At 66.8% G+C, this 25,112-nt stretch carries 28 protein-coding genes; 10 read left to right on the top strand and 18 right to left on the bottom strand.

All coding sequences use genetic code 11. The features are described from left to right. Positions 1-16: 16 nt before the first annotated feature. The 3 genes from AC07NY_RS13840 to AC07NY_RS13850 all read left to right on the top strand — a co-directional run bounded on the left by AC07NY_RS13840 (position 17) and on the right by AC07NY_RS13850 (position 2,591). The gene (locus tag AC07NY_RS13840; RefSeq protein WP_494584314.1) at positions 17-763 is read left to right on the top strand and encodes a 16S rRNA (uracil(1498)-N(3))-methyltransferase; all 747 of its coding nucleotides are present in this window, start codon (positions 17-19) and stop codon (positions 761-763) included. A gap of 169 nt (positions 764-932) precedes the next feature. Then, the gene (locus tag AC07NY_RS13845) at positions 933-2,312 is read left to right on the top strand and encodes a glutamate--cysteine ligase (RefSeq protein WP_494584315.1); all 1,380 of its coding nucleotides are present in this window, start codon (positions 933-935) and stop codon (positions 2,310-2,312) included. A 102-nt stretch (positions 2,313-2,414) separates the two neighbouring features. Beyond that, positions 2,415-2,591, top strand: coding sequence for a Flp family type IVb pilin (locus AC07NY_RS13850; protein WP_494584316.1), 177 nt, complete (start codon positions 2,415-2,417; stop codon positions 2,589-2,591). A 38-nt stretch (positions 2,592-2,629) separates the two neighbouring features. On the opposite strand, the gene AC07NY_RS13855 is transcribed toward AC07NY_RS13850, so the two are convergent. Then, a complete protein-coding gene (locus AC07NY_RS13855; RefSeq protein ID WP_047580398.1) occupies positions 2,630-3,511 on the bottom strand; it encodes a LysR substrate-binding domain-containing protein in 882 nt (293 codons plus the stop codon). Positions 3,512-3,691: 180 nt separating this feature from the next. Here AC07NY_RS13855 and AC07NY_RS13860 point away from each other — a divergent pair, with 180 nt between their 5' ends. Beyond that, positions 3,692-4,054 carry a hypothetical protein gene (locus AC07NY_RS13860; RefSeq protein WP_492284285.1) on the top strand — a complete coding sequence of 121 codons (363 nt, stop codon included), beginning with the start codon at positions 3,692-3,694 and terminating at the stop codon, positions 4,052-4,054. 85 nt (positions 4,055-4,139) lie between these two features. On the opposite strand, the gene AC07NY_RS13865 is transcribed toward AC07NY_RS13860, so the two are convergent. From AC07NY_RS13865 to AC07NY_RS13875, 3 genes are read right to left on the bottom strand one after another with little or no spacing between them, the layout of a single operon-like run. After that, on the bottom strand, positions 4,140-5,030 hold the full coding sequence (locus AC07NY_RS13865; RefSeq protein WP_494584317.1) for a DUF937 domain-containing protein: 891 nt from the start codon (positions 5,028-5,030) through the stop codon (positions 4,140-4,142). Positions 5,031-5,065: 35 nt separating this feature from the next. Further along, entirely contained in the window at positions 5,066-6,472 is a 1,407-nt protein-coding gene (locus AC07NY_RS13870; protein WP_494584318.1) for an MATE family efflux transporter, read from the bottom strand. After that, positions 6,469-8,334, bottom strand: coding sequence for a monovalent cation:proton antiporter-2 (CPA2) family protein (locus tag AC07NY_RS13875; protein ID WP_494584319.1), 1,866 nt, complete (start codon positions 8,332-8,334; stop codon positions 6,469-6,471). Before AC07NY_RS13875 ends, AC07NY_RS13870 begins: the two co-directional genes overlap by 4 nt. On the opposite strand from AC07NY_RS13875, the gene AC07NY_RS13880 reads away from it, so the two are divergent. The 4 genes from AC07NY_RS13880 to rnhA are packed head-to-tail and all read left to right on the top strand — an operon-like array spanning position 8,333 to position 10,938. Continuing rightward, complete coding sequence (locus AC07NY_RS13880) at positions 8,333-8,515, top strand: hypothetical protein (RefSeq protein ID WP_494584320.1); 183 nt, start codon at positions 8,333-8,335, stop codon at positions 8,513-8,515. The genes AC07NY_RS13875 and AC07NY_RS13880 overlap by 2 nt on opposite strands. 18 nt (positions 8,516-8,533) lie before the next feature. Further along, a complete protein-coding gene (ispH, locus tag AC07NY_RS13885) occupies positions 8,534-9,505 on the top strand; it encodes a 4-hydroxy-3-methylbut-2-enyl diphosphate reductase (RefSeq protein ID WP_494584321.1) in 972 nt (323 codons plus the stop codon). A 21-nt stretch (positions 9,506-9,526) separates the two neighbouring features. Further along, on the top strand, positions 9,527-10,492 hold the full coding sequence (locus AC07NY_RS13890; RefSeq protein WP_492284280.1) for a homoserine kinase: 966 nt from the start codon (positions 9,527-9,529) through the stop codon (positions 10,490-10,492). Continuing rightward, positions 10,489-10,938: a ribonuclease HI gene (gene rnhA / locus AC07NY_RS13895; protein WP_492284279.1), complete on the top strand. Its 450-nt coding sequence runs from the start codon at positions 10,489-10,491 to the stop codon at positions 10,936-10,938. Before AC07NY_RS13890 ends, rnhA begins: the two co-directional genes overlap by 4 nt. Here the strand turns inward: rnhA and AC07NY_RS13900 are convergent. After that, positions 10,935-11,534 carry a TetR/AcrR family transcriptional regulator gene (locus AC07NY_RS13900; RefSeq protein WP_494584322.1) on the bottom strand — a complete coding sequence of 200 codons (600 nt, stop codon included), beginning with the start codon at positions 11,532-11,534 and terminating at the stop codon, positions 10,935-10,937. The genes rnhA and AC07NY_RS13900 overlap by 4 nt on opposite strands. Before the next feature lie 87 nt (positions 11,535-11,621). Here AC07NY_RS13900 and AC07NY_RS13905 point away from each other — a divergent pair, with 87 nt between their 5' ends. Further along, entirely contained in the window at positions 11,622-12,140 is a 519-nt protein-coding gene (locus AC07NY_RS13905; RefSeq protein ID WP_494584323.1) for an anthrone oxygenase family protein, read from the top strand. A 106-nt stretch (positions 12,141-12,246) separates the two neighbouring features. Here the strand turns inward: AC07NY_RS13905 and AC07NY_RS13910 are convergent, their stop codons facing one another. The 6 genes from AC07NY_RS13910 to AC07NY_RS13935 all read right to left on the bottom strand — a co-directional run bounded on the left by AC07NY_RS13910 (position 12,247) and on the right by AC07NY_RS13935 (position 15,460). Further along, the gene (locus AC07NY_RS13910) at positions 12,247-12,696 is read right to left on the bottom strand and encodes a GNAT family N-acetyltransferase (protein ID WP_494584324.1); all 450 of its coding nucleotides are present in this window, start codon (positions 12,694-12,696) and stop codon (positions 12,247-12,249) included. Between the two features lie 73 nt (positions 12,697-12,769). Next, the gene (locus AC07NY_RS13915) at positions 12,770-13,000 is read right to left on the bottom strand and encodes a hypothetical protein (RefSeq protein ID WP_306227150.1); all 231 of its coding nucleotides are present in this window, start codon (positions 12,998-13,000) and stop codon (positions 12,770-12,772) included. 78 nt (positions 13,001-13,078) lie between these two features. Next, positions 13,079-13,501: a hypothetical protein gene (locus tag AC07NY_RS13920; protein WP_494584325.1), complete on the bottom strand. Its 423-nt coding sequence runs from the start codon at positions 13,499-13,501 to the stop codon at positions 13,079-13,081. A gap of 49 nt (positions 13,502-13,550) precedes the next feature. After that, positions 13,551-14,036 carry a hypothetical protein gene (locus AC07NY_RS13925; protein ID WP_494584326.1) on the bottom strand — a complete coding sequence of 162 codons (486 nt, stop codon included), beginning with the start codon at positions 14,034-14,036 and terminating at the stop codon, positions 13,551-13,553. A 21-nt stretch (positions 14,037-14,057) separates the two neighbouring features. Then, on the bottom strand, positions 14,058-14,543 hold the full coding sequence (locus AC07NY_RS13930; protein ID WP_494584327.1) for a peroxiredoxin: 486 nt from the start codon (positions 14,541-14,543) through the stop codon (positions 14,058-14,060). A 53-nt stretch (positions 14,544-14,596) separates the two neighbouring features. Beyond that, entirely contained in the window at positions 14,597-15,460 is an 864-nt protein-coding gene (locus tag AC07NY_RS13935) for a protein-disulfide reductase DsbD domain-containing protein (protein ID WP_494584328.1), read from the bottom strand. A 258-nt stretch (positions 15,461-15,718) separates the two neighbouring features. On the opposite strand from AC07NY_RS13935, the gene AC07NY_RS13940 reads away from it, so the two are divergent. Beyond that, the gene (locus AC07NY_RS13940; protein ID WP_494584329.1) at positions 15,719-16,330 is read left to right on the top strand and encodes a YqgE/AlgH family protein; all 612 of its coding nucleotides are present in this window, start codon (positions 15,719-15,721) and stop codon (positions 16,328-16,330) included. A gap of 151 nt (positions 16,331-16,481) precedes the next feature. Here the strand turns inward: AC07NY_RS13940 and AC07NY_RS13945 are convergent, their stop codons facing one another. From AC07NY_RS13945 to AC07NY_RS13975, 7 genes are all read right to left on the bottom strand, one after another. Further along, on the bottom strand, positions 16,482-19,418 hold the full coding sequence (locus tag AC07NY_RS13945; RefSeq protein ID WP_494584330.1) for an EAL domain-containing protein: 2,937 nt from the start codon (positions 19,416-19,418) through the stop codon (positions 16,482-16,484). Between the two features lie 77 nt (positions 19,419-19,495). Next, positions 19,496-20,095 (bottom strand): GNAT family N-acetyltransferase, encoded by a 600-nt coding sequence (locus AC07NY_RS13950; protein ID WP_494584331.1) that lies wholly within the window; start codon positions 20,093-20,095, stop codon positions 19,496-19,498. Between the two features lie 6 nt (positions 20,096-20,101). Further along, on the bottom strand, positions 20,102-21,409 hold the full coding sequence (locus AC07NY_RS13955) for a M16 family metallopeptidase (protein ID WP_494584683.1): 1,308 nt from the start codon (positions 21,407-21,409) through the stop codon (positions 20,102-20,104). Positions 21,410-21,438: 29 nt separating this feature from the next. Further along, the gene (gene thrC, locus AC07NY_RS13960; protein ID WP_494584332.1) at positions 21,439-22,854 is read right to left on the bottom strand and encodes a threonine synthase; all 1,416 of its coding nucleotides are present in this window, start codon (positions 22,852-22,854) and stop codon (positions 21,439-21,441) included. 70 nt (positions 22,855-22,924) lie between these two features. After that, positions 22,925-23,692: an SURF1 family protein gene (locus tag AC07NY_RS13965; RefSeq protein ID WP_494584333.1), complete on the bottom strand. Its 768-nt coding sequence runs from the start codon at positions 23,690-23,692 to the stop codon at positions 22,925-22,927. After that, on the bottom strand, positions 23,689-24,063 hold the full coding sequence (locus AC07NY_RS13970) for a DUF983 domain-containing protein (RefSeq protein ID WP_494584334.1): 375 nt from the start codon (positions 24,061-24,063) through the stop codon (positions 23,689-23,691). The genes AC07NY_RS13965 and AC07NY_RS13970 overlap by 4 nt, the downstream gene beginning before the upstream one ends. Positions 24,064-24,203: 140 nt before the next feature. After that, entirely contained in the window at positions 24,204-25,064 is an 861-nt protein-coding gene (locus AC07NY_RS13975) for a cytochrome c oxidase subunit 3 (protein WP_492284264.1), read from the bottom strand. Positions 25,065-25,112: the final 48 nt, after the last annotated feature.

The following is a 25,112-nucleotide window of genomic DNA, read 5'->3' on the forward strand; positions in this document are numbered from 1 at the left end:
GGAGGCGCTCGCGCCCATGTCCGTTCCCGATTTCGCCCGGCACCGGCTCTATATCGACCAGCCCTTTGGCCCGGCGGCGATTCTTCCGCTCGAACGAGAGCAGGCCAACTACCTGCTCAATGTCCTGCGCCTGCGGGTCGAGGGCACGGTGCTCGTCTTCAACGGGCGTGACGGCGAATGGCTGGCGCGCCTCGTGCCGGAAGGCCGCAAGCAGGCAAGCCTCGAACTGGTCCGGCAAACGAAGCCGCAGCCTCCGGCCTCCGATCTGCACTACCTGTTCGCGCCGCTGAAACATGCCCGGCTCGACTACATGGCGCAGAAGGCAGTCGAGATGGGCGCGGGGGTCCTTCAGCCCGTGCTGACCCGGCGCACCCAGGTTTCCCGACTCAATCTCGATCGGATGCGCGCCAATGCCGTCGAGGCGGCCGAGCAATGCGGCATCCTCAGCCTGCCGGAGATCGAGCCGGAACGCTCCCTGGAAGCCGCCCTTGCTGCGCTGGCGCCGGAGCGGCTGCTGGTCTTCTGCGACGAGGGCATGGCGGAGGCGAGCCCGCTCGCCGCGCTGGCGGCGTGCAAGCCGGCGCCGCTCGCCGTCCTGATCGGACCCGAAGGCGGCTTCGACGAGGCCGAGCGGCAATTGATCCGGTCGCGGCCCAACACGCAGCCGATCTCGCTTGGCCCGCGCATCCTGCGGGCGGATACGGCTGCGGTCGCGGCACTCGCTTTGGTGCAGGCTGCTCTCGGCGACTGGCCGCGCGCCTGAAAACAGGGCGGTGAGACCTGCCGCCAGCGCCGGTCGCCTTTGCGCGAATGCACGATAGCAGTCGTTGTCGAGCGCCCGGCGCTCGCCTATGTCTGTGCATCCTCTTCCGGCTTCCTCCGCGCGCTCAGTGCCGGGGGCCGGTCGTCCTGACTCATCTGCCGGAGCGCCCATGGCTCGCGACGTGTCCGATTCGACCCCGATCGGTTCCAAAGCCGAACTGATTGCGTGGATCGCCGCCGGCGAGAAACCGGTCTCGTCCTTCCGGATCGGCACCGAGCACGAGAAATTCCCGTTCTATCGGAGCGACCTCGCGCCCGTTCCCTATGAGGGGCGCGCTGGTGCAGGCGGTATCCGCGCCCTCTTGGAAGGCATGCAGCAGCGATTGGGCTGGGAACCGATCGTCGATGCCGGCCATATCATCGGCTTGGCCGGGCCGGATGGCGGTGGCGCGATCTCGCTGGAGCCCGGCGGTCAGTTCGAATTGTCCGGCGCGCCGCTGGCGACGTTGCATGAGACGGAGGCCGAGCTTCTGGCCCATCTCGCCGATGTGAAGGCTGTGGCCGCCCCGCATGATATCGGCTTTGTCGGCCTGGGCGCCTCGCCGCTCTGGACCCGTGCCGAGACGCCGGTGATGCCGAAGGGCCGCTACAAGATCATGGCGAACTACATGCCGAAGGTCGGCACGATGGGCCTCGACATGATGTTCCGGACCTGCACCGTGCAGGTCAATCTCGACTTCGCCAGCGAGGCGGACATGGTTCGCAAGCTCCGGGTCTCGTTGGCATTGCAGCCGCTCTCCACAGCCCTGTTCGCCTCCTCGCCCTTCCTGGAGCGTAAGCTCAACGGCTTCCAGTCGATGCGCTCCGAGATCTGGCGCGATACCGACAACGCGCGCTCCGGCATGCTCGCCTTCGCCTTCGACGAGGGCATGTCCTATGAGGGCTATGTCGACTGGGCGCTCGACGTTCCCATGTACTTCGTCAAGCGCGGCGACATCTATCACGACGTCGCCGGCGCCTCCTTCCGCGACCTGCTGGCCGGCCGCTTGCCGCAATTGCCGGGCGAGAAGGCGACGATGTCCGACTGGGCCAATCACCTCTCGACGCTGTTCCCCGAGGTCCGGCTCAAGCGCTTCCTCGAGATGCGTGGCTGCGATGCCGGCCCGGTCGACATGCTGGCTGCGATGCCGGCCTTCTGGGTCGGGCTGCTCTACGATACGACGTCGCTCGATGCGGCCTGGGACCTCGTCAAGGGCTGGACCGCCGAGGAGCGGCAGGCGCTGCGCGACGCGGTGCCGCGCGAAGGGCTTGCGGCCACGATCGGTGGGCGCAAGCTCGCGGAGATCGCTGCCGAGGTCGTGGAATTGTCGCGTGCGGGCCTTGCGCGCAGGGCTCTGAAGAACGCCGCCGGGCAGGACGAGACCCGCTTCCTGATGCCGTTGCACGGCATTCTGGAGCGTGGCCAGAGCCTGGCCCAGGTTCTGGAGGCGCGCTATCGCGATGCCTGGCACGGCAAGGTCGAGCCGGTCATGACTGAAATGGTGCTCTGATCTCTCCCGAACTGCCAGTAATCCGCTCAAAAAATGCGGTTTTGAGCGGATTGCCGGTTCGGAATTAACGAATTGGACGATTCATGCCGCTAGTCTGACGGCATGAAGCACCTTCGCATCAGCTTTGCCGCGCTTCTTCGCGACGAACGCGGAGTGACCATGATCGAGTACGCGCTGATCGCCGGCTTGGTCTCGATCAGCATCGTGGCGGGCGCGACCGCGATCGGCCAGGACGTCACTGCGAAGTTCACGGCGGTCCTGGCAGGCTTCAAGGGCTGATCAAGCCTCCAGCCCCAAGTCCTGCCTCCGGTTCAGCCCTATTCCGCCGCCGTCTTGAAGCTCGCCAGGTTGTCGAGACTCTGGATGATGTGCTCGGCCAACGCGTTCGACAAAACCGAGGGATCGAAGCGGGTGCGCAGCAACCCGATCTTGCAGGACGGCAAGGTTGCGAAGCCTTCCGAGGGCCCGAGGATGCGCATGCCCGGCCTGACGGCGCTCTCCGGCAGCACCGAGATCGCCAGCCCGGCCAGCACCGCGGCGCCGACGGCAGTGGAGTTCCAGCTCGCATAGAGCACGCGGAAGCGGCGCCCTTTCGATTCCAGCGCATCGACGGCCGCTTGCCGCCAGTTGCAGGTCGGCCGGCCCAGCGCGAGCGGCAGCGGATCCTCCTCATGCACGCTGTGGCGCGCCGAGGTGACCCAGAGCAGCGGTTCGATGCGGATGATCTCGCCCTGGCCGCGGCTTTCGACATGGGTGATGATCGCGAGGTCGATATCGCCGGTCGCGATCCGCTCGGCCAGCATCGGCGTCGGCTCGCAGACCACGGTGACCTCGGCGCGCGGATTCGAATGGGCGAAGCGGGCCAGGATTTCCGGCAGGTAGCGGTCGGCATAGTCGTCGGGCACGCCGAGGCGGATGCGCCCCTTGAGATCGGCATCGGCGAAGGAGGCCACGCATTCGAGGTTCAGCCTGACGATCCGGCGGGCATAGTCGAGCAGGCGCTCGCCATCCTCGGTCAGCTTGGCATGGCGCCCGTCGCGGCCGAACAGAGGCCGCCCGACCCGCTCCTCGAGCCGCTTCATCTGCATGGAAACGGCCGATTGCGTCTTGAAGACGATCTCGGCGGCGCGGGTGAATGACCCGGTATCGGCAATGGCGACGAAGGTCTTGAGCTGATCGGCGTCGAGCACATGAGCCATTGGCGGTCCCCCGTCCACTGTCCATCAATATCAGTGTTGCGAGACATCATAACCATTCGTTTGGCTGATGACCAGAGCCTCGCTAAGGTCTGGATGCACTCCGAAATTTCCTGTCAATGGCGCGTCCGGGCGGGACGGAGAGGCTGAGATTAACGTTCTGCACCGCCAAAGGAGGCTGTCATGCTGCTCATGACCATCACCGCGAAGTCGCTCTCGTCCATTTCGGCCGGCGTCACGCGTGTTGCCACCATCGGAGCTGCCGGAACGATCCAACTCGTGCGCGCCCTTATCCATCGTCGTGAGGTGATGCGACTCGGCGCCGAGCTCGATGAGCGTGGGCTCAAGGATATCGGCCTCGTGCGCTCGGATATCGATGGCGCGCTGGCGGCGTCCTGGCTCGACGATCCCTCGACCGTCCTGGCTGAGCGCTCGCGCTCTTCGTCGAATCTCGCCGCCGCGCGGCGCGAGCATGCCCTGCGCCATGCCGGCGCCGCGCCGATGCTGGCCGGGAAGGCCGATATCACGGTTGCACGCTGCGCCTGACCCCTTGGCGACAGCGTTCCTGCGGGCGGGAGCTTCGTGCTTCCGCCCTTTTTCATGTCTTCAGCTTTGAAGGCTCAGGTCTGCCTCAGCGGCGGCCCTGTCCGCCGCCGAGCATGGCGTCGAGGATCGACTTCAGCGCGTTCTGATGCTCGTCCTGAATCTGGCGGCCGTGCTCGAACATCTGGTTGAGCGCGTCGAGCCCGATCGAGCCCGGCCCATTGGCAGACGACGAGGCTGCCGCCTCCTCGGGCTCCGGTTCCGGCGCGGGCGCGCGCCGTGGCGCGCTGCGCGGGGCGGGAGCAGGCTCCGGCGCCGGCTGCGGTGCCATGCCACCGAACATGCCTCCGAGGATCTGGCCGAACGCGCCGCCGAACGGATCGGACGGGGCCGTCTGCGGACTGGGCTGCGGCTGGCCGCCGGCCTGCCCGAACATGCCCTTGAGGATCGCCTCGAACGGATTGGCCGGCATCTGCGGCTGCTGCGGTGCCGGCTGCATGCCCGGCATCTGGCCGCGCATCATCTCGGCGAACTGGCCGAGGATGCCGCCCAGCCCCTCGTTGCTCGACGTCTTCGACAGGCCGCCCATCAGCATCGCGGCGATGACCGGCAGCATCTGCTTGAGGATCGCCTGCGAGACGCCGCTGGTCGCGGCCGCCTGCGCCGCGATCGCCTGGCTGACCTCGCGCGAGCCGAAGAGCTGGCTCAGCACATCGTTGCCGGCATTCTGGGCGCCGGCCGGAATGCCATAGCCGCCGGCCTCGAAGAAGCGGGCATAGGGCGAAGCCGTCATCATCTGCGCCAGCGAGCCGAAGGCGTAGGGGTCTCGCGTCTGCCGCTGAAGCCCCATCGAGAAGGCCGGCAGCAGGGCATCGAGCGCAGCCTGCGTCTGCTGCAGGCTCAGGCCGTATTGCTGGGCGAGGTTCGGCAGCGCCTGGCCGTGCTGGGCCGATTGCATGATATCGAACAGGTTCATCATGGACGCTTCTCCCCGGCCGGTCTTTGGTTCCGTGCCTAGGAGGACGATAGCAGGGTGTCCTTGCCTGGCAAATCGGTTGCGGCCTGGCGCTGCGCGGCCCGGCGCTCCAGCCGGGTGATGCCGCGATAGGCGAAGATTAGCGCCAGCACGCCGAAGGCAACGGCGCCGAGCGCCGAGCCCGCCATCGCACCTTTCGGCCCGGCGAGATGCGCGCCGAGAATGGCGAGCGGCACGGTGCCGAGCGTGGCGCGGCCCCAGCTGAACAATGTCGACATGAACGGCATGCCGAGATTGTTGAAGGCGGCATTGGCGACGAAGAGCATGCCGACGAAGATCCACATCGGCCCGGCGATCAGGCAGAAGAACAGGACGAGCTCGGCCGTCAGTCCCGTCGCGTGAAAGGCGGAAACGAGGACGTCGCGGAAGGCGAAGAGCAGCGCCCAGGAGACGAGGACGCAGCCACCCGCGAAGATCGCCGAATCGGTCAGGCCCCGGCGCATCCGGTCGAAGCGTCCCGCGCCCCAGTTCTGGCCGAGGATCGGCCCGACCGAGCCCGACAGCGCGAAGAGCACGCCGAAGGCCACTGGAACCAGCCGGTCGACGATCGCGAGCGCCGCGATCGCCGCATCGCCGAAACGGGCGACGACGCTGGCGAAGACCGCATTGGCGATCGGGTTCGAGAGATTGGTCAGGATCGCCGGCCCCGCGATCGCGAAGGTCCGGGCGGCATCCTGCCGGATGAAGGACAGGCGCGGGCGGTCGATCATGTCATGCACCGTCACGCAGCCGTGGAAGCCGATGGCGATGATGATGATGCGCGCCAGCACGATCGCGATCGCGGCACCGTCCGGCCCCAGGCCGAAGCCGAAGATCAGCAGCGGGTCGAGCCCCGCTGTCGCGATGCCGCCGCCGAGCGTCACGAACATCGCGCGCCGGGCGTCGCCGACCGCGCGCAGGATGCCGGAGAGGCCCATGCCGATCGCCATCAGGGCGTTCGATGGCAGCACGATGTAGAGGAAGGAGAGGGCGACCGCATGCGACTGGTCGCGCGCGCCGAGCAGGCTGAGCAGCTTCGGCAGGAAGGGCAGCGCCGCGAGCGAGATGACGAGCGCCACAAGCGCCGACAGGACCATGGTCGAGGCCGCGATGCGTCGCGCGCCAGGGCGGTCGCCCGCACCGATGCTGCGCGAGGTCAGCGCCGTCACCGCGATCATCAGCCCGACATTCACCGAGATCATCAGGTAGAGCACGATCGTGGCGAAGCCGACGCCGGCCGTCGCTTCCGGCCGCCCGAGCCAGGAGACGTAGAGCAGCGACAGAAGGTCGACGACGAACACCGCCATCAGGCCGACCGAGCTCGTCGCGGTCATCACCGCGACATGGCGCATCAGCGGTCCCTCGAGGAAGACGGCCTGTCCCGGCCGCGCGGTAGCCTCGCTCATCGCTCGGGCTCGCCGACGCCGCCGACCGCGATCTCGGCCCCGCCATCTTCGATGACCTGCCGCGTCTCAGGCGTGAGCGGCTTCGACTTCGCCTTGGGCGGGACGAGCGGCTCCGGCGTGACGCGCGGCACGCGGTTGATCGCGGCGGCGAGACCCTCGTGGAACTGGATCTCCATGCGCTGCGCGTCGCGGTCGCGGACATGGTCGATCACGAGATCGGCCTCGTCGCGGGTCAGGCCCAGCGTCTCCAGGGTGACGCGGCCGAAGCCAAGCGCCGATTCGAAGGTCTCGCGCATCTGGAAGTCGACATTCGCCTTCATCAGCTCGATCGCGTGGATGCGGTCATAGGCCCGCACATGCAGCCGCACGCTCGGGAATTCGGCCTTGACCATCTCGACGATGCGGAGCGCGGCCTGCTTGTCGTCGACGCAGATGCAGATGACGCGGGCCTTGCCGGCGCCAGCCGCGCGCAACACGTCGAGCCGCGTGCCGTCGCCATAGTAGATCTTGAAGCCAAACTGGGATGCGGAGCGGATGCGCTCGACATCCGAATCGATGACGGTGACGTCGATATGCTGGAGCAGCAAAGCTTGCGTCACGATCTGGCCGAAGCGGCCGAAGCCGATCACCATCACCGGGCTGTCGCCGGCGCCCTCGTAATCCTCGTCCATCGTCGCAGGCGTGATGCGCGCCAGCAGCGCCGCATCGATCAGCTTGGCGACGACGGGGCCCAGCAGCATGCTGATCGCAGCAAGTGCCGTGACCATCGCGGATTGCTGGGCCGTGAGCAGCCCGTTCGCGAGCCCGAGCGGCAGCAGCACGAAGGCGAATTCGCCGGCCGGCGAAAGCAGGGCGCCGGCCCGGACCGCTTCGAGCCAGGACGAGCAGGACAGGCGCAGGATCGAGGTCACCACGGCGATCTTGAACAGCACCAAGAGCGGCGCGGCGAGCGCGAGCAGCAGCCAGTTGTCGGCGACGAGCTTGAGGTCGAGCGACATGCCGACCGCCATGAAGAACAGGCCGAGCAGAACGCCGCGGAACGGCTCGATATCGGCCTCCAGCTCGTGCCGGAAATGCGAGTCGGCCAGCATGACGCCGGCGAGGAAGGCGCCCATCGCCATCGAGAGCCCGACATGCTCCATCAATAGCGCCGATCCCAGCACGATCAGCAATGCGGCCGCCGTCATCACGTCCTTCGCGCCGGTATGGGCGAGGATGCGGAAGAACGGGTTCATCACATAGCGCCCGGCCAGCACGATCAGCACCAGCGCGAAAAGCGCGATGCCGAGGCTCGCCAGCGCCATGATCGGGCTGCCGGTTTCCTTGCCGCCCGTGGTCGCAAGCAGCGGCAGCAGTGCCAGCACGGGCGCGATCGCCATGTCCTGGAACAGCAGGATCGAGAAGGTGCGCCGGCCGTAGGTCTCGTTGCCGTCGCCGCGCTCCTCCAGCAATTGCAGTGCGATCGAGGTTGCCGACAGCGCGAGCGCCACGCCGACGGCGACCGCACCTGCCGCTGACAGGCCGAAATACCAGCCGAACAGGCCGATGCCGCCGGCGCTGAGTGCCATCTGCGCAAGGCCGGAACCGAGGATGTCCTTGCGCATCGAGTAGAGCCGCGACGGCTGCAATTCGAGGCCGACGAGGAAGAGCAGCAGCACGACGCCGATCTCGGCCGTGCCACGGATCGCATCGGGGTCCTTGATCACGCCGAGGATCGAGGGGCCGATGACGATGCCGGCAGCGAGATAGCCCAGCACCGCCGACTGGCCGAGCTTGCGGAAGAGCGGGACGGCGATCACCGCCCCGGCACAGAAGGTCAGGATCGGCGGGAGATAGCTGGCATGCGAGGCGGCGTCGGCCATGCGGAACTCGGTGCTTTGGAACGGGCTTGGCGATCAGGCGCGACGCGCGGCGTGGCGGGCCATCGTTCTATCTAGGCTTTCGATGGCGATCCTGCGAGAGGCAATCGGCATGGCGGCCAAGCCTGCGCTGCTTCGCTTCCTTGACATCGCCCCGATCCCGCCGAAAGAAGACGCGGACTGATCGGAGAACCATTCGCGCGTGACCAAGCCGCCGCTCGATATCCTGCTCTGTGCCCCGCGCGGCTTCTGCGCCGGGGTCGTGCGCGCCATCGACGCCGTCGAGAAGGCGCTGAAGCTGCATGGCGCGCCGGTCTATGTCCGCCACGAGATCGTCCATAACAAATACGTCGTCGAATCCCTGAAGCGGAAGGGCGCGGTCTTCGTCGCCGAGCTCGACGAGGTGCCGGACGAGACGCGTCCCGTGATCTTCTCGGCCCATGGCGTCGCCAAGGCGGTGCCGGCGGCGGCGAAGGCGCGCAACCTCTTCGCCATCGACGCGACCTGCCCGCTGGTGACCAAGGTCCATCGCGAGGCCGAGGTCCATCACAAGCGCGGCCGCCATATCCTGCTCGTCGGCCATGCCGGCCACCCGGAAGTGATCGGCACCATGGGCCAGCTACCCGAGGGCGCGATCACGCTGATCGAGACCCTGGACGACGTCGCGACGCTGACCCCGCCGGCGGATCAGCCACTCGCCTATGTCACCCAGACCACGCTCTCGGTCGATGATACCCGCGAGATCGTCGAGGCCTTGCAGGCCCGCTTCCCGGAGCTGATCGCCCCGCACAAGGAAGACATCTGCTATGCCACGACCAACCGCCAGGAGGCGGTGAAGCGCGTCGCGCCGCTGGTCGAGGGGCTGATCGTCGTCGGCTCGCCCAATTCCTCGAACTCGCAGCGCCTGCGCGAGGTCGCCGAGCGTGCCGGCTGCCCGGTGGCGCGGCTCGTGCTGCGCACCGACGAGATCGACTGGTCGGTCTTCGGCAACATCCGCAGCCTCGGCATCACCGCCGGCGCGAGCGCGCCCGAGGTGCTGGTCGAGGAGATCATCGACGCCTTCGCCGCGCGCTACGAGGTCCGCGTCGAGACCGTCTCGACCGCCGACGAGAACGTCTTCTTCCCGCTGCCGCGCGAATTGCGCGGCGAGGCGACGCCGGACGCGGCGGAATAATCTCAGCAGAAGAGTGCAAGCGTGGCCGTCTATACCGAAGTGCCCGATGACGAGCTGGCTGCCTTCGTGGCGCGCTACGGCATCGGCGACCTCCTCTCCGTCAAGGGCATCGCCGAGGGCGTCTCGAACTCGAACTTCCTGCTGCATACGACCAAGGCCTTCTACATCCTGACCCTCTATGAGGAGCGGGTGGACGAGGCGGAGCTGCCCTTCTTCATCGGGCTGATGGACCATCTCGCCCGGCGTGGCCTGATCTGCCCGGTGCCGCTGCGCATGGAGGATGGCGAAGCCGTCGGCCGGCTGGCCGGTCGTCCGGCGGCGATCGTCTCGTTCCTCGATGGCCTGTCCGTCCGGCGTCCGAACGTGACCCACTGCGCCGAGCTCGGGCGCGGGCTGGCCCAGCTGCACGAGGCCGGCGCCGATTTCGGCATGGAGCGGGTCAATTCGCTGTCGGTTCCGGGCTGGCGTCCGCTCGCCGAGCAGGCGGGAGCGGCGGCGGATACGGTTTCGCCCGGATTGGCGCGGCGCGTCATGGCGGAGGTGGAGGTCCATGAGCGTTCATGGCCGCAGGACCTGCCGCGCGGCGTGATCCATGCCGATCTCTTTCCGAACAATGTCTTCTTCATCAAGGACAGGCTGTCCGGCCTGATCGACTTCTATTTCGCCTGCACCGATGCCTTCGCCTATGATCTGGCGATCTGCCTGAACTCCTGGTGCTTCGAGGCCGATGCCTCGTTCAACCTGACGAAGGGCCAGGCGCTGCTCGCCGGCTACGAGAGCGTGCGCCCGCTCACCGCGGCGGAGGTCGAGGCGCTGCCGCAGCTCTGCCGCGGCTCGGCCTTGCGTTTCCTGGTGACGCGACTGGTCGACTGGCTGAACGTGCCGCCTGGCGCGCTGGTCAAGCCGCTCGATCCGCTCGAATACGACCGCAGGCTCGTCTTCCACCAGCGCATTGCTGACGCCCGCGAATACGGGCTGAAGCGATGAGCGAAGGTACGGTCGAAGTCTGGACGGACGGCGCCTGCTCGGGCAATCCGGGGCCGGGCGGCTGGGGCGCGATCCTCACCTTCAACGGCGTCGAGAAGGAATTGTCCGGCGGCGAAGCCCAGACGACCAATAACCGCATGGAATTGATGGCGGCGATCGCCGCGCTGGAGGCGCTGAAGCGCCCCGTCACGGTCGCGCTCCACACCGACAGCCAGTATCTGCGGCAGGGCATCACCGGCTGGATCCATGGCTGGAAGAAGAACGGCTGGAAGACGGCCGACCGCAAGCCGGTCAAGAATGCCGAGCTCTGGCAGCGCCTCGAAGCCGCGCTCGGCCGCCACAAGATCGAGTGGAAATGGGTCAAGGGCCACGCCGGCGACGAGATGAACGAGCGTGCCGACGCCCTGGCGCGCGCCGGCATGGCGCCGTTCAAGCCGGGGCGCTAGGCGCCGCACAGCTTTCGGAAGGCCGATAGCGCGCTGGCGGCGCGTGCAGCGACTTCCGCATCCGAGGGCTGTTCCAGCGTGCCGATGACCCGCCTGATCTGCTGATCACCGATCAGAAGGCAGAGGAACCACTCTGTCGCCACGCGCGCAGACGGAGCATCCAGCCCGCCGTTGGCCATCCCGCGCGCGATCAGCGTTTCGACCAGCGGAAAAACGGCGCTGCGGCCCGCCTGGCCGATCGTTGCCCCGAGCTCCCCTGTCTCGTCGGAAGCAGCGGCGCGGTTCAGCAGGATCGCCTTCTCGCCCAGCAGCATCGAGAGCAGGATCGGAGCGATATGCTCCAGCGTGGCGATGGCGTCCGCCCCGTGTGCGATGGCCGCCTGCAACGTGCCGGCGATGGTCTGCGCATTCCGCTCGACCATCGCGGCGAGCAATCCGCGCTTGCTGCCGTACCAGCGATAGAGCGTCTCGTTCGAGGCCTTCGCCTCCTTGGCGATCGCCAGCATCGATACGCCGCCATAGCCGTGGTCCCGGATCAGCCGGTAGGCCACGGCCTCGATCTCGCGCTGGCGCTCCGCTTTGTTCTCGTCCCGCATCTTGCCCCCACCGCACCTTGATCGAATCCGTATCTCTATGTACGGATAAATCAAGCGTACTGAGGTGTACGGATAAGGGGTGCCGCCATGCCCAGCCTGCTCGTGACGTTGTCGACGGTGTCGATCCTGCTCTGCGGCGCGATCTTCGGATTCTTCTACGCCTGGGTCTGCTCGACGATGTGGGGTCTGGATCAGGCCGACCCGCGCGTGGCGATCGCGGCGATGCAGGCGATGAACGCATCGGTGCGCAACGTCGTCTTCTTTCCGGCCTTCTTCCTGACGCCGGTGGTGCTGGCGTTGACGGCGATCGCCCTATTCCTGTCCCGTCAGCGGCAGGCCGCGGGCTGGTTCATCGCTGCGGCCGTCATCTATGCGGCTTTCGGGCTCGCCCTCACGATGCTCGTCAATGTCCCGATGAACGAGGCGCTGGCGAAGGTCTCGCCTGTCCCATCCGATATCGACGCGGCGCGGGAGATCTGGGCCGGCTATTCCGGCCGCTGGCAGGTCTGGAATCAGGTGCGGACGGTTGCCTCGGGGCTGGCGCTGGCCTGCGCAGCCTTCGGGCTCACGAGAGTGCACCCGGCCGGACGGGCAGCCTCGAGCTAGCGCTCGTGCAGGTAGTGGGTCAGGCGCAGGAGCGGATCGGCACCGAGCCGCTCGATGATCTCAGCCTTGTCCCGGATCGCGATCACGGTCGCTCCGGCCGGGTCTCTCAGCCCAGCGGCTGGCGGTAGACGATGAAGCCCGACTTGTCGGCGACCTTGTCGTAGAGCGCCTGTCCCTGCAGGTTGGATTCGTGCGTCTGCCAGTAGACGCGGTAGCAGTTCTTCGCCCGCGCCATCTGGTTCACGGCCTCGATCAGTTTGCGGCCGACGCCGGTGCCGCGCGATTCCGGCACGGTGAACAGGTCCTGCAGATAGCAGATCGGCTTCTCGCTCCAGGTCGTGCGGTGGAGCACCCAGTTGACCATGCCGAGCGGTTTGTCGCCCTCGAAGGCGAGGAAGCCGCCCATTGGCTCCTCGCCGGCGGTCAGGCGCCCGAAGGTGATCGCGTCGATCTCGGGCGGCAGCGTCGCCTTGTAGAAGGTCAGGTAGCCATGCCAGAGGGGCGTCCAGGCCTCCCGGTCCGTCGCGGCAAGCGGGCGAATGGTGATCTCGGCCATCGGTATTCTCCTCCGGTCCGGAAGCTAGCCGGGGCTTCGCGGCTTGTCTCATGACAAGCGCAGATCGGATCGATCAGTGGGGCTGGTCTGATGCCAGGAAGCGCTCGACAGCGCTGGCGCTCAAAGCCTGAGCAGAATCCTCCCTCCAAAGATCGAGAATGATGCCTGCCAGGCGGGCTCTAGCCCGCCTCTGCTGCTGGCCGCCGACGGTGTTCACGCTGTTCACCGCCATCCAGGCGGCGTCGAAGGCGCGAGCCAATTTTGCCAGCTCCGCAGGTTCGACAACGAAGCCCTGAAACGGCATGTCCTTTCCCCATACGCCAGAGAAGTGGAGCAGATTAAGAGGCAGCGCACTCCTTGCAATGTCAAAAGCTAGGTCCGCTTACGCCCCTAAGACGACATTCGTTTTTGCTGCATCAAGGTCGCCGACAATCTCTGCAATCATCGGGACGGTGTAGGTCCCAATGGGGTCGTCGTTAGGAGTCCGAGAATACTCCCCAGCGTCAAACGCTTCATAGACCTCCCATACGAGGGTACAAAAAGGTATCCCATCAGGAGCGTGTTCAATCATCCGGCTGAATAGAGTGTTTGCGATGAAGTCGCCTTGCCAGAACTCAATTTCGCCGCTGTTGAACCTGCGAGCTAGAGCCTCTGCTATAGCGTCGAACATGGCTTCAAAATTACCCGAATATGACACTGACCATCGTTCTAAATCGATCTCGGTGATGCGTGCTTCTCGCAGTTCTATCTCCTTTCTGTCGAGTTGAGCATAACGGCGCAGCAACTCGTTAATGGCCTGATCCATTGCCTAAATTTCCACTTAGCAGACTTGAGCAAGCGATGGTCGAGTGCCGTTAGCGCCAGTTCCTTCTAGGCGGCAGCTCCGCCATAGCTAAACTACTCTCATTCCGTTCCATGACTGCGATGACGTTCGCAGCTCCAAAGGGCAGCTCGGTTCCCGACCAAAGCTCATCATTTTCGGCGATCTCTGTCGGGTCATTGTCGAGAATGCCAACATAGCCGCTCTCATTTCGAGCGGTTACGAGCACCCACATCCGCTCCACAACGACGCGGTCCCCAACCGCGATTTCAAACATCAGCTTTGCGAAATCGCCCGCCCGCAATCCTTCGCGCTCTGGCCGCGTCGGGATTGAGAACGTTGCCGGAGCCCATTGATGGTGTTCTTCGCCATCGAGTAGCTGCCAGCCGTCGATCGGCATTGAGGGGAAGCGCATGCCTGATTCTAACGCCAAAACGAATGTCTGCAATCGACCCATTGCTGACATTCGCCCCATCCGGCCAGCCAACAAAAACCCGCGCATCATCTGCGCGGGCTCCAATCTCTCTCCGAGCGCTGAGGCTCAGAGCTTGGCGAGCATCGCCTCGGCGCCGGAGGCTTCGGCCTTGCCGGCGGCTTCCTCGACGCTGAGCACCTTCACGGCGCCGTCCTCGACCAGCATCGAATAGCGCTGCGAGCGGGTGCCGAGGCCGAAGCCCGAGCCGTCCAGCGAGAGGCCGATCTCCTTGGCGAAATCGGCATTGCCGTCGGAGAGGAACTCGATCACGCCGGCGCCGCCCGTCGCCTTCGACCAGGCGTCCATGACGAAGACGTCGTTGGTGCTGGTGACCATGATGGCGTCGACGCCCTTCGCCTTGATCTCGGCCGCCTTCTCCAGATAGCCCGGCAGGTGGTTGCGGTGGCAGGTCGGGGTGAACGCGCCGGGAACGGCGAAGAGCACCACCTTCTTGCCGCTGAACAGGTCGTCGGTCGTGCGCGCGGCGGGGCCGTCGGCGGTCATGACGCGGAACGTCGCCTGGGGAAGCTTGTCACCCACCTTGATGGTCATGAGCCTGTCTCTCCGTGAAGCCTGCGGCCAGAGGGGCCGCCCGGCTTGAGGGATTAGGGCTTTGAGGCGGGGATGTCGAGGTCGAGCCGCGTCTCGATCGGCCGTGGCGTGCCGCGTACGGTGAAGATCAGCGGGACCGGGCCGGCGATGCCCTTCGGCCGCTCGTCGATGCGGATCTGGGCGACGACCGTGCCGTCCGCCTGCGGCGTCAGGCGGGACTTGCCGAAGGACCACATGCCCGAGCCTTCGACGAAGATATCCTCGATCTTGCCGTCCGGCGGCGGCTGCAGAATGAGACGCAGGCCGGGATCGACCACGCCGTCGTCGGGCGCGGCCTCGACGATCGCGATCTTCTCCTTATGGACGCCGGGCTTGACCGGAACCGGCACGCGCGCCTCGAAGCTTTCGAGCCGCGGCGAGGCCACGGTGGTCACGCCGGGTTCGAGCCACAGGCTGGCCTCGCCCTTGGCGGGGATGCAGATCTTCTCGCAGACAGCGTAGTCGAGCTTGAGCACGACGAGCACCGGCCGCGACGGATCGACCGGCTGGACCGAGATCGGGATCACGACCTCCCCGACATAGCCGATGGAATAGCCGGCCGAATCCTGGAAGCGTTCCGGCACGGGCCAGCGCACGTCGAGCCCGCCGATATTGGTCGAGCCCGACCAGTCGAAGGCCGGCGGCACGCCGAACTGCCCGGGACTGCGCCAATAGGTCTTGTAGCCCGGCGACATCACGATCTCGACGCCGACGCGCTGCTTGCCGGTCGAGGTGGTCGGTCCGGCAATCAGGCGCAGCTTCGCGTGCTCGCTAGCGGACCAGGGCGAGGTCGCCGCCTCGTGGGTGGCATCTTGCGCCTGCGCCGTGGAACTAAGCGCCAGCGGCAGGAGGGCCAACAGAGGGAGAATGCGGTTCACGGGCCCAGCCTTTAACGATTGCGAGCCTGAAAAGCGAACAAAACCTGTCTTCCTCCGCCGGTCGGCGCCTGAACGATCTCGCGGTAATCTCGCGCAGGATTGGGGCACAATCGCGATAGGGACGGCCGCGTGTGGCACGACGCCGCTCGTGCACGCGAACGTGATCGAGGGCGGGCGCAACCCGCGAAGGTGCCCCTCGGCATCATCGGCCTCAGCCAAGCCTTGCCGACCCTCCCCGAGAGCCTCTAGCATGGCCTCATGAAAATCGGCTCACAATCGCGCGTCGGCGGCCGCAGCTATCTCGATGGGCAATGCCTGATCGCGATGCCGGGCATGGCCGATACACGCTTCAGCCGCAGCGTCGTCTATGTCTGCGCCCATTCCGAGGATGGGGCGATGGGCATCATCGTCAACAAGCCGGCGGGCGATACGAAATTCCCGGAGTTGCTCGTCCAGCTCGACGTCATCCCCTCCGAGGAGGTGATCCGCCTGCCGAGCCGGGCCGAGCGCATGCAGGTGCTGCGCGGCGGGCCGGTCGAGACCAAGCGCGGCTTCGTCCTGCATACCGCCGATTTCTTCCTGGAATCGGCGACCCTGCCGATCGACGAGGGCATCTGCCTGACCGCGACGCTCGATATCCTGCGCGCCATCGCCAATGGCGACGGGCCGGAGAACGCGGTGCTGGCTTTGGGCTATGCCGGCTGGGCCGCGGGGCAATTGGAGGCCGAGATCCAGTCGAACGGCTGGCTGCACTGCTCCGCCGATCCCGAACTGCTCTTCGACGAGAGCGTCGAGACCAAGTACCAGCGCGCGCTCGGCAAGATCGGCATCGACCCGGCCTTCCTGTCGCGCGAGGCAGGGCACGCTTAATTCCTTCTTCCCTCGGGGAGAAGGTGTCTGTGAAGCAGACGGATGAGGGAAGGGTCGCGCAAGCGGCCCTTCGTTGTTTCTGGGATGTCGAGCTGCCCTCATCCGTCAGCGCTTCGCGCTGCCACCTTCTCTCCCGAGGGGAGAGGGATTTTTAAGCCGCCTCGGTCGCCGCCGCCGCGGCGCCCATCAGTCGGCGCGCCTCTGCCGCCGTCATCGGCTGCCCGAAGATATAGCCCTGCGCGTATTGGCAGCCGAGCTGGTAGAGCTCGATCGCATCCGACTCGCTCTCCGCGCCCTCGGCGACGACGTCCATGTGGAGATCGGCGGCGAGCTGCACGATCGAACGCAGGATCACCGGCGGGCGGCCATTGCCCATCTGGCGCACGAAGCTCTGGTCGATCTTGATCGTGTCGAAGGGGAAGCGCTGCAGATAGGACAGCGAGGAATAGCCCGTGCCAAAATCATCGAGCGAGAGGCCGGCGCCGAGATCGCGGATGCGCTGCAGCATCTGCGCAGCATATTCCGGATTCTCCATGACGAGGCTCTCGGTGATCTCGAGCTTGAGCGTGCCCGGCAGCACGCGGCGGCGCCCGAGCACGGTCTTCACGTCATGCAGCAGGTCGTGACGCAGCAATTGCCGGCTGGAGACGTTGACGCTGGCGAAGATCGGCGGCTCGACTTCCAGCGCCGCCTGCCAGGCCTCCAGCTCGCGCGCCGTCTTGTCCATGACATAGACGCCGAGATCGACGATCAGCCCGGTCTCCTCGGCGATGGCGAGGAAATCCTGCGGCATCAGGCGGCCTTCGCGCGGATGGTCCCAGCGCACCAGCGCCTCGAACCCTGCGATGGTGCGGTCCTCCAGCCGGACGATCGGCTGGTACATGACCTGGATTTCGTTGCGTTCGATCGCCCGGCGCAGGTCGCTTTCCAGCGCGAGCCGGTCGTTGCGGTCGGTCCGCATCGCCGGCACGAAGACCTCGATCTTGTTGCCGCCTTGGCGCTTGGCATGGGCCATGGCGAGCTCGGCGTTCTTCAGCGCGTCCTCCTTGCGCGAGGCCGGCGCCGGATCGAACAGGGCAAGGCCGATCGAGGGCGTCAGCACGATCTCGCGCTCGGCATAGGTGATCGGCGTCGAGACGGCGCGGCGCACCAACTCGGCCAGAGCCAGAATGCGCTCGGGATCGCGCTCGGAGACGAGGATCATCGCGAAGGTGTCGCCGCCGATGCGGGCGAGCGTGTCCTGCGCCCGCAGCAGCCGGCCGAGGCGTCGCGCCAGCGTCAGCAGGATCGAATCGCCGGCCGAGAATCCCACGGATTCGTTGACCTGCTTGAAGCGGTCGACATCGATGACGAGCACGGTGGGGCGGATATTGTCGTCGGCGCGGGTGAAGCCGAAGATCGCGCCCAGCCGGTCCTGGAACAGCTTGCGGTTGGGCAGGCCGGTCAGGTTGTCGTGGACGGCATCGTGCAGCAGGCGCTCCTGCGCGGTGCGCTGCTCGGTGACGTCGGCCAACGTGCCGATCACGCGGATGACTTCACCATCGGAACCGATCACCGGGCGTGCCTTCACGTTGACCCAGTGATAGGCGCCGTTGGCGGAGCGCAGACGCAAGTCGAGATTGAGCTTGCCGCGGCGCTGCTCCAGCACGGCGTCGAGCGTGACGCGATAGCGGTCGCGGTCGGCGACATGCATGTGCTCCAGCCAGCGCGCGGCCGAGCCTTCGAGCGCACCCTTCGGCAGGCCGAGCAGCGTTTCGATCTGCGGGGAGACGAAGATCTTGTCGGAGCTGACATCCCAGTCGAAGACGAGGTCGCCCGAGCCGGAGAGCGCGAGCGCCCGGCGCTCCGTATCCGAGACCAGCCCCTGCGAGATCGCGCCGCCGGCGAAGGCGTGCTGGATCACGGTGAAGCCGATGAGCAGCACGATCAGGACGAGGCCGCCTAGCAAGGCAGGCGCAACCAGATCGCGCTGAAACTGCCCGGTCACGGTGAAGCTCGCGGCGGTCACCCAGACAGCGAGCAGGAACCAGGTCGGGATCAGCATCACCGCACGCTCATAGCCATGCGTCGCCAGGTGCACGACGAGAATGAAGCCGATCGCCGCGACCGCCGCGATCGAGATGCGCGCGATGCCGGACGCCATCGGCGCGTCGAAGACGGCAAGACCGATCAGCCCGGCGAGGCCGAGAATCCAGAGCAGCGTGACGTGGCCATAGCGCACATGCCAGCGCGACAGGTTGAGATAGGCGAAGAGGAAGACGAGCAGCGTCGCCGCCAGCACCACCTCGGCACCGGCGCGATAGATGCGTTCGATTGCCGGCGTCAGTGGGAACAGGCGCTGGAAGAAGCCGAAATCGAGGCCGGCATAGGCCAGGACCGCCCAGGCAAGGGCCGCCGCGGCCGGGAAGATGACCGCGCCCTTGACCACGAAGATGATGGTCAGGAACAGCGCGAGCAGGCCGGCAATGCCGATGATGATGCCCTTGTAGAGCGTGAGCCCATTGGTCTTCTGCCGGTAGGCCTCGGCCTCGTAGAGATAGAGCTGCGGCAGGTTCGGCGATTTGAGCTCGGCGACGAATGTGACCGTCGTGCCGGGGTCGAGTGTGATCAGGAAGACGTCGGCATCCGGGCTGGGCTCGCGGTCGGGCGAAAGGCCCTGGCTCGCCGTCACCGCCTCGATGCGCTTGTCGCCGAGATCGGGCCAGACCACGCCGGAGCCGATCAGGCGGTGGAAGGGCGCGACCAACAGGCGGTCGATCTGCTCGTCGGAATCATTGGTGAGCGCGAAGACGATCCAGTCCGGCCGCGCACCGGCCTCGCGGGCCTTGACCGCGATGCGCCGGACGATGCCGTCCGGCCCCGGCGCGGTCGAGATCTGGATGACGTCGCCGTCGGATCTGTTGCGCTCGACGACATTGGTCAGGTCGATGACAGGGGCGTCGACGGGAACCCGGACCGCCTCGACGGCCTGGGCCGGCAGGACAGCGGCGCAGAACCACAGGACAAGGCCGGCCAGAGCGAGGCCGACCCGGAAGATGCGCTCGGAAATGGACAAGCTGTGCTCGGCTATCAGGCGGGAAGCGATCATTCGATGTTTAACGAAAAGCCCTATCGGCCGCTCATGGCAAGGGCAAGGCGGAGCGGGGCTGTGGTCAACCGCCGCAGTCACGGTCTGCTTCCGGGCAATATGTCGCTGGAGAGCACGCCGTAGAGCAGGTGATCGGCCCAGTTGCCGTTGATCTTGAGATAGGCCCGCGCCAGCCCCTCATGCTGGAAGCCGACACGCTCCAGCAGGCGCCGCGACGGCTCGTTATTGGGGAGGCAGGCGGCCTCGACACGGTGGAGCGCAAGGTCGGAGAACGCGAAGCGCACCGCCCCGCGCACGGCCTCCGTCATATGGCCCTTGCCGGCATGGCGCCGGCCCATCCAGTAGCCGAGCGTGCAGGCCTGCGCGACGCCGCGCCGGATCAGCCCCAGCGTCAGCCCGCCGATCAGGGTTTCCGTGCCGGTCTCGAAGATGAAGAGCGAATAGGCCTCGTCGGTCGAGATCTCGCGGGCAGCGCGCTTGGCGCGCAGGCGGAACGAGGCGCGGGTGAGGTCGTCCTCGTTCCAGGTCGGTTCCCAGGGGGTCAGGAATTCCCGGCTTTCCATGCGCAGCAGTGCCCAGGCCGCGTGGTCGCTGGCCTGGGGCGCGCGCAGATAGAGATTCGGCGTCCGGATCAGCGGGCGGCTCGGCGGCTCGCTCGGGAAACGGAACAGCGCCATCGCCGGTCAGTCCGCCGCCCGGGCGGCGTGGCGAAGGCGCTTGGCCGGCGGCAGGCCATGGGTCGGGCCGACGGCGGCAATGGTCGGCTGGTGCCCCAACAGCGAGCGGCCGGCGGCACGCACGTCGTCCAGCGTCACCGCATCGAGCCGGGCGGCCAGTTCCTCGCGCGGAATCGCCCGATCGAAGAGCAGCACCTGCCGCGCCATCTGCTCCAGCTTGCCGCCGGGGCTTTCGAGCGAGGCCAGCAAGCCGACCTTCATCTGGGCGCGAGCACGGGCGACTTCCGCTTCACTCACATCCTCCGCCGCCTGCCGTAGGCAGCCGAGCGCGACCTCGATCAATTCGCCCGCATCCTCCGGCGCCGTGCCGGCCCCGATGCCGAAGACGCCGCAATCGGAGAAGGGCCAGTGGAAGGCGTCGATGGCATAGGCGAGGCCGCGCTGTTCGCGCACCTCCTGGAACAGGCGCGACGACAAGCCGCCGCCGAGCACCGAGGCGAAAATCTGCAGCGCGTAATGCGCGCCGCCCTTGAAGGGCAGGCCGGGCAGGCCGAGCACGAGATGGACCTGCTCTTCGTCGCTGCCGATGCGGGCCTCGCCGCCGCGATACTCCCCGGCTTCGCGCGGAAGCGGTTCGGCGGGAGCGGCCGGCAGCTTCGCGAGATGTTCCCTGGCGAGCGCCACGAGCTCGTCATGATCGACCGCGCCGGAGGCGGCGAGCACCATGTTGCCGGCATGGTAGTTGCGGGCGAGATAGGCGCGGATCGCATCGGGGGTGAAGCTCTTCACCGTCTTGGCGGTGCCGAGGATCGGCCGGCCGATCGGCTGGTCCGGGAAGGCGGCTTGCAGGAAGCGGTCATAGACGAGATCGTCCGGCGTATCCTGCACAGCCGAGATTTCTTGCAGGATCACGCCCTTCTCGCGCTTCAGCTCCTCCTCGGTCAGCGACGGCGAGGTGATGATGTCGGCGAGGATATCGACGGCGAGCCCGAGGTCCGAGCCGAGCACGCGGGCGGTGTAGCAGGTGTACTCCACCGAGGTCGCGGCATTGAGGTCGCCGCCGACGCTCTCGATCTCCTCGGCGATCTCAAGCGCGCTGCGGCGCGCCGTCCCCTTGAACGCCATATGCTCGAGCAGATGGGCAAGCCCGTGCTCGTTCGGGAGCTCGTCGCGCGCGCCGGCGCCGATCCAGATGCCGAGCGAGACGGTGGCCGCATGGTCCATGCGCTGCGAGACGATGCGCAGGCCAGACGGCAGGGTGGTCAGGGCGACATCGGGATCGTGAGGCCCGTCCGGCCGCGCGGGCGCGGCCAGCTCGTGCTCGTCCACCGGGGCGGTCGCGCTCACGCTGCTGCCCCGCGCACGGCCCGTGCATGCTCGCGCACGAAGGTCTCGATCGTGCCGAGGTCGTTCGGCAGCAGCGTCACGCGCTCCTTGCGTTCCATCAGATCGGCGAGATGGGCCGGAAGCGCCGGCTCGACGCCGCTCGCTGCCTTCACTGCAGCCGGGAACTTCGCGGGATGGGCCGTGCCGAGCACGATCATCGGCGTCGCGGAATCGCGCTTCAGGGCCTGCCGCGCGGCGCCCACGCCGATCGCCGTATGCGGATCGAGCAGATAGCCGGCCTCGTTCCAGCTCCTCCGGATCTCGCCCGCGATCTCGTCCTCGCTCTGCGAGGCCGCGTCGAACTCGCTGCGGATGCGCTGGAGCGCCTCGCTGGCGATCTCGAAGCGGCCGGATTGCTGCAGCGACTGCATGAGGCGGCGGACGGCTGCGCCGTCACGGCCATGGGCTTCGAACAGCAACCGCTCGAAATTCGAGGAGATCTGGATGTCCATCGAGGGCGAGGTCGTCGCATGGACGCCGCGCATCTCATAGGCGCCGGTCTCCAGCGTGCGCGCCAGGATGTCGTTGCTGTTGGTCGCGATGCCCAGCCGCTCGATCGGCAGGCCCATCTGCTTGGCGACCCAGCCGGCGAGGATATCGCCGAAATTGCCGGTCGGGACCGTGAAGGAGACCTTCCGGCCCGGTCCGCCCAGCGAGACGGCGGCCGTGAAGTAATAGACCACCTGCGCCGCGATACGCGCCCAGTTGATCGAGTTGACGCCAGAGAGCCCGATCTCGTCGCGGAAGGCGTGATGGTTGAACATCGCCTTCACGAGGTTCTGGCAGTCGTCGAAGGTGCCCTCGACCGCGATGGCATGGACGTTGTCGGCATCGACCGTGGTCATCTGCCGGCGCTGCACGTCCGAGACGCGGCCCTGCGGATAGAGGATGAAGACGTCGACGCTCTTCAACCCCTTGAAGGCGTCGATGGCCGCCCCGCCGGTATCGCCAGAGGTCGCGCCGACGATGGTCGCGCGCTGGCCGCGCTGGCCGAGCACATGGTCCATCAACCGCCCGAGCAACTGCATCGCCACGTCCTTGAAGGCGAGCGTCGGGCCGTGGAACAGCTCCAGCACGAAGAGATTGTCGCCGATCTGCGTCAGCGGGCAGACGGCCGGATGGCGGAAGCCGGCATAGGCCTGATGAATCATGCCCGAAAGCGTGCCGCTCTCGATATCTCCGTCGGTGAGCGCACCGAGCACGCGCTCGGCGACCGCCGTGTAGGGCTTGCCGGCGAAACCAGCGATTTCCGTGGTCGAAAGCGTCGGCCAGCTCTGCGGCAGATAGAGTCCGCCGTCGCGGGCGAGCCCGGTCAGGAGCGCATCGGAAAAGCTCAGCGCCGGGGCTTCACCCCGGGTGGAAATATGCAGCACGATCTTGGCCTCGGTGATCTCAGCCTGATGCTATAGGCCGGTCCGGCGCTTTGGGCAAAACCGTTGGCGCTCAGCCTGCCGCCGTGCCCTTTCGCGTCTGCCAGACCCAGGCGGCGAAGACCCCGAGCAGCGTCAGTGCGAGCCCGAACCAGGTCAGCGCATATTGCAGGTGGTTGTCCGGAATGCGGGCGATCAGCTCGCGGACATCGACCCCGGCCGGTGGCGTCATGCCGTCGCCCTCGCGGGCTGCTTCCAGATAGAACGGCGCCGGCGGATGGCCGAGCGATGCCGCGATCGCGGCGGGGTCGCGCGTGTAGAACTCGCGGATGGCCGGCAGGTCCTGCGGGGTGAAGCTGTTGCGGGCTTCCGGTGCCCGCAGGAAGCCCTTGATCGTGTCGGGGCCATTGGCCGGGCCAACCTGGCCGAGCCGGCCTTCCGGCACGAAGCCGCGATTGACCAGGATGACGCCGCCATCCTCCAGCTTGAACGCCTGGAAGACCCAGCGCCCGAAGCCGGACAACTGCCGGCTGCCGGGCGGGCCGGCGGCGATCGTGGTGCGCACGCCGGCGATCCGGTCATCGATAAAGCTGCCCTTGGCAACGACATGGGTCAGGTCGAGCGCGGCGGGATCGAGCTTCGCCCATCCCGCGCTCGGCGGCATCGGGGCAGGGGTTCCTGCCGCTTGTTCCTGAAGGCGGTCGATATAGGCGTGCTTCTCACCCATGCGCTGGAGCTGCCAGGTGCCGAGCGTGCACAGCACCACCGTGCCGATAACGGTTAGCAGCGTCGGCAGCAGCAATCCGGGCCTGCGGGGAGCGGGAGACGACACGGAGGTCACGATTCGCGTCTGCCTTCCTCGGCCTTATGGGCATATTGCAGGGCGACGGCGAGCCCCTTCATCGGCCTGAGCAGGCCGAGGCAGAGCACGATGGCCAGTGGCAGCCAGATCAGCATGTGCAGCCAGATCGGCGGCTCATAGGCGATTTCGACATAGAGCGCGGCGCCCAGCACGACGAAGCCGGCGATCAGCATGATGAAGACGGCAGGGCCGTCGGCCGAGTCGGCGAACTTGTAGTCGAGCCCGCAGGCATTGCAGCGCGGCTTGAGCTTGAGGAAGCCGTCGAACAGTGCGCCCTCGCCGCAGCGCGGGCAGCGGCCCGCCAGCCCCGTCGAATAAGGGGAGGGCAGTGTAGGTTCAGGACCGGCCATTGCAGCCTCCCAGAGCATCGCCCCGAAAACTGGAATGCGGTTTTCGGGAAAGCCGATGCAAAATCAAAGGGCCTAAGCAGGAAAGGCGGCCTCGCGGCCGCCTTTCTTCAGACGATACCGCGAGAGCGCGGTCAGCGGCGTCAATGTCCGGCGGCAGGCGCGCCCGCGCCCCAGACATAGATCGCGGCGAACAGGAACAGCCAGACCACGTCGACGAAGTGCCAGTACCAGGCGGCGAACTCGAAGCCGAGATGCTGGTTCGGCTTGAAGTGGCCGAGATAGGCCCGGTACAGGCAGACCGCCAGGAAGATCGTGCCGATGATGACATGCGCGCCGTGGAAGCCCGTCGCCATGAAGAAGGTGGCGCCGTAGATGTTGCCCTTGAAGGCGAAGGTGGCGTGCGAATACTCGTAAGCTTGGCAGATCGTGAACAGGACGCCGAGGATCACGGTCAGCCACAGCGCCTGCTTCAGGCCGGCGCGATCGTTGTTGATCAGGGCGTAATGCGCCCAGGTCACGGTCGTGCCCGAGGTCAGCAGGATCAGCGTGTTGAGCAGGGGCAGGTGCCAGGGATCGAAGGTCTCGATGCCCTTCGGCGGCCAGTGCCCGCCGGTGAAGTCGTAGCGCAGGTAGTTGATGTGCTCGCCGGCGAAGAGGCTGGCGTCGAAATAGGCCCAGAACCAGGCGACGAAGAACATCACCTCGGAGGCGATGAACATGATCATGCCGTAGCGGTGATGGATCTGGACGACGCGGGTGTGGTGGCCTTCCTTCTCGGCCTCGCGCACCACGTCCATCCACCAGGCGAGCATGGTGTAGAGCACGCCGAGCAGGCCGGCGCCGAAGACGAGCGGGCCGATATGCATGCCGCCGACCGGCATGGCCTTCATCCACATCACCGCGCCGATCGCCATGATCGTCGCGCTGGCGGCGCCGACGAGCGGCCACGGGCTCGGATCGACGAGGTGGTAATCGTGGTGCTTCGTATGGGCCCCGGCCATCGTATTCAGTCTCCGCGTACGGCTTTTTGTCCGCGCTCGTGGTCTAGC

Source organism: Allobosea sp. GW821-FHT09G06 (assembly GCF_059416005.1).